We start from the raw sequence: 437 nt of genomic DNA, 5'->3' as shown, positions 1-437 counted from the left end.
TTCTGAAGGAAGACGGCGGCATCCTCGATGATACCACGGTCTATCGCTTTAACAAACAACACTACTGGGTCATTACGAGCACTCCGAATGGGGAGAAGGTTTTCCGCTGGATATCGGAACACTCGAAGGGCTCCAACGCGTGGGTTACCGATGTGTCGTCCGGCACAGCATTGATATGTGTTCAAGGGCCCCTGTCCAGGGAAATCCTGAAACCACTGTGTGACTGTGATCTGTCCGATCTCGACTACTTCCGGTTCGTTGTGGTCAAAGTGGCCGAGGTAGACTGCATACTATCTCGAACGGGGTTCACCGGCGAACATGGCTACGAGGTTTACTGTCCTGCAGAGTACAGTAATGATATGTGGGATCAGTTGCTGGCGAGAGGGAGGGCATTCGGGGCCTTACCCTATGGCCTAGAGGCGCTGTTGAGCCTGAGG

The 437-nt window shown here is 53.8% G+C and carries 1 protein-coding gene; it reads left to right on the top strand.

Annotated features, from left to right (window positions below; all coding sequences use genetic code 11):
* Nucleotides 1–437: aminomethyl transferase family protein (locus tag NUW23_15645; protein MCR4427589.1), on the top strand; the 437-nt coding region annotated here is incomplete at both ends.

Source organism: Bacillota bacterium, from assembly GCA_024655925.1.
Lineage (GTDB): Bacteria > Bacillota > DTU025 > DTU025 > JANLFS01 > JANLFS01.
The sequence above is the reverse complement of the archived record's forward strand: the minus strand, read 5'-3'. Positions and strand labels throughout refer to the sequence as shown.